General features: G+C 65.7%; 3 protein-coding genes. All 3 read right to left on the minus strand.

Going from position 1 to position 3,154, the window contains the following annotated elements:
* On the minus strand, nucleotides 1–1,014 hold a 1,014-nt coding region (locus tag A985_RS0118035), incomplete at its 3' end, for an amidohydrolase (RefSeq protein WP_017234772.1).
* Nucleotides 1,015–1,034: 20 nt separating this feature from the next.
* A complete protein-coding gene (locus A985_RS0118040) occupies nucleotides 1,035–2,510 on the minus strand; it encodes a sodium:solute symporter (protein WP_017234773.1) in 1,476 nt (491 codons plus the stop codon).
* On the minus strand, nucleotides 2,507–2,731 hold the full coding sequence (locus A985_RS0118045; protein WP_017234774.1) for a DUF3311 domain-containing protein: 225 nt from the start codon (nucleotides 2,729–2,731) through the stop codon (nucleotides 2,507–2,509). The genes A985_RS0118040 and A985_RS0118045 overlap by 4 nt, the downstream gene beginning before the upstream one ends.
* Nucleotides 2,732–3,154: the final 423 nt, after the last annotated feature.

Raw genomic sequence — 3,154 nt, forward strand, 5'->3', positions numbered from 1 at the left:
GACGCAATCGAGCGCTATGTCCAGTTCATCGTCGCGACGCAGGTTGTAGCGCAGCCCGATCATCATGGCGCGCTCGAGCATGTGGGGGGAGCCATAGGGCGTCCACGTGTCGCGAATGCCGTCGTTGCCGCCCGCGAGCGGCACACCGGCTCGCCGGCAGGCCATGAGCGGCGGCACGATACGCGACGGCGGCGCGGTGGTGATCAGCGCGACGCCGGCATCGGCCAGGCGCGCGAGCATCGTCTCGGCGCGCGCGGCGTCCAACTCGCCCAGGCAAAACGCATGCGACACCACGACCTTGCCTTGCATGCCAAGCGCGGCGATGCGCTCAAGCATCAGTTCGAGCGAGAACACGCCCATCTCGCCCGGCTCGTGCAGATGGATGTCGACGGGGCAACCGTGTTTGTCGGCCAGCGCAAACATGGCGTCGAGCGACGCCTTCGGGTCGCGATCGATGGCGCACGGATCGAGCCAGCCGAGCACGTCCGCGCCCCGCGCGAGCGCGCCGTCGAGCAAGGAAACGGTGCCCTCGCGATCCAATACGCCCGACTGCGGAAACGCCACGATCTGCATGTCGAGGGTGTCCGCCAGCGCTTCACGCGTGGCGAGTACGCCGTCGAGATGACGCAGGCCCGCGTCGGTATCGATGTCGACGTGAGTGCGCAGCCGCGTGGTGCCCGCCGCGAGGAATGCTCGCGCGAGGGCGAGCGACGCGGCCCCCGCGTCATGCCCACTCTCGGCACGCCACCGACGTTCATTGTCGATGCGCTCGATCAGCCGCGAGCCGCACGCGTTCTCGTACCACGGCATGCCCCAGACGGTCTTGTCCAGATGCGTGTGTGCCTCGACGAGACCGGGCAGCAGCAGCGCACCGCCCGCATCGATCAGACGGATGCCGCTGCCCGGCGCGCCGGGCAACGACGGCGCAAGTGCCGCAATCCGTCCGTTCTCGACGCGTACGTCGAGCGGCGCGCCATCGAGGCCGCGCGCGTTGCGAATGTCCAGTGTTGTCATGCCTTCCTCAATGCTTCCTGTCAGGTGCCCTGCGGGACGCCTGCCGCCACGTTGCGCGAGCGCGTGAGCAAGCTCACGACCACGAACGTCAGCGCGTTCACCGCCAGCGCCACCAGCCCCATGTTGATCGATCCGACGGTATCCGATGCGCCCGGCATCAACGTGCGCAGGGTGACGTCGAACCCGACCGCCGCCGCCAGCACGACAGCGCCGGCGCCGATCCCCGCGAAGGCACCGTACTTGTTGCCGAATGGACGCGGCAACAAGCTCGACACGAACGACGGGAACAGTTGTGTGAGCAGGCTCGACGCGAAGAGCGCGAGCGCCACGAACGTCGCCCCGCCACGCAACACGAAGCCCACCGCCACCAGCCCGAAGACCGGCAGCACACGCTTGGCGAGCTTGCCCACGAAGGCATCGCTCGCATGCGGCGCAAAGCCGTCGCGGTAGATGTTCTTCGCGATCAGCGTCGACGCATTGAGCAGGATCATCGAACCGGGCACGAGCGCGGTCAATACCCCGACGCCGCCGATCACGCCCACGAACCACGGCGAAAACGTCTGCTTGACGATGCGCAGCAACGCCAGATCCGAATCCGCGCCGGTCAGGCCAGGCACTTGCAGAATGGCCGCGAAGCCCACGAAGAACATGAACGCGATCACCATCTGGTACAGCGGCATCAAAATCGTGTTCTTGCGCACGGCGTTCTCGGTCTTGGCCGCGTACACCGACGTGAACACGTACGGATACAGGTAGTAACCCAGCGACGTGAGCAGAATCGTGGAGTTGTACCAGGACAGCGTCAGGCCGCTTGTGGGCATCTGCAAAAAGCCCGGCCGCGCCGCTTCGATGCGGTCGAACATCTCGCCGAATCCGCCGAAGTAATGCAGCGGCAGATAGACGCCGAGGAACACGGCAATGACGAGAATCAGGATGTCCTTGTAGATCGCAATGCTCGCGGAACCGTGAATGCCCGACACCGTGATGTACACCACCATCGCGATCGCGCCGCACCAGATCGCGACCACCGGCGGAACCGTGCCGTACGACGCCTCCGACACGATGATGCCCAGTCCGCGCAACTGAATGATCAGCAGCGCGCTCATGCCGAGCACGGCGACTACCGAGACGACGACACCCAGCGCGCGCGAGCGGTAGGCCGTCGCGAAGAAGTCGGAGAACGACACGCAGCCGTGTCGCGTTGCGTGACGCCACGCCGCCGGCAGCATCCAGTAGCCGAGCAGATAGGCGAGCGCGCCGTAAGCGAGGATGTAGAAGGCGGGGGGCCCCTTGCTGTACGCCCATCCGCTCGCGCCGAGGAACGTGAAGGTCGAGAACGCCTCGCCGGCCATCAGAAGGAAGACAAGCAGCGTGCCGAAGCCGCGGCCACCCACGGCCCACTGCTCCAGACTCATCGTGCGACCGCGCCGCGCGCGCAGTCCGATGAAGAGCGCAAAGGCGAGGAACGCCGCAATGACGGTCAGGGCGGCGTTCATGATGTCGCTCCGTCGTGTTCGCGCGCATCCTGCGCAGACTCGCGCGAACCGTCGAAGCGGAACATCACGACCATGACCGCCGACGTGAGCAGCAGCCAGACGATATTCCACGCCATCAGGAAAGGCAGCCCCGCCAAACGGGTGCCCAAATGTTCGGCCAGCCAACCGCCGCTGTAAAACGCCGCGATGGGAAGCGCGGCCAGGCAATGCACAGGTTTCATGACGTCTCCAGACCCTAGGGAATTCAATGGTCGGCCGCACACACGTCGCCGTGGGCGCCCCGCTGGCTTGGCCAATTCGGTGGTGTTCGGTGTCATGGCGCAGTAGATCGATTCGCCATATTATCAACCACACACAAACAAATGGTTAACCATTTTTGTTGACCATTATCGGCAACGATTTGCCGAAATGCAAGGTTGCCATCGCGGCACAGCCGAAACCGAGGGTTTTCCGGGAGGCAGCGCCGACAGGCGAAGGGGGCCGGGTACAATGCGCCCCACACCCACGCGAACCGCGTCTATTCAGGAGATGAGGCTTGAGCCGCACTGCAGCACCGGCGTCGCCGCGCGACGCGTCACGCCCCAAAGCCGCGACCGAGACCGCCACGGGCCTGGCGGCCGGCGACGACGGCACGTCGGGCAGCG

Source organism: Pandoraea sp. B-6 (assembly GCF_000282835.1).
Lineage (GTDB): Bacteria > Pseudomonadota > Gammaproteobacteria > Burkholderiales > Burkholderiaceae > Pandoraea > Pandoraea cepalis.

Bases quoted from the DNA above. Each gene is read 5' to 3' on its own strand.
- A985_RS0118045 (WP_017234774.1), bottom strand. From the start codon at position 2,731: ATGAAACCTGTGCATTGCCTGGCCGCGCTTCCCATCGCGGCGTTTTAC.
- A985_RS0118040 (WP_017234773.1), bottom strand. From the start codon at position 2,510: ATGAACGCCGCCCTGACCGTCATTGCGGCGTTCCTCGCCTTTGCGCTC.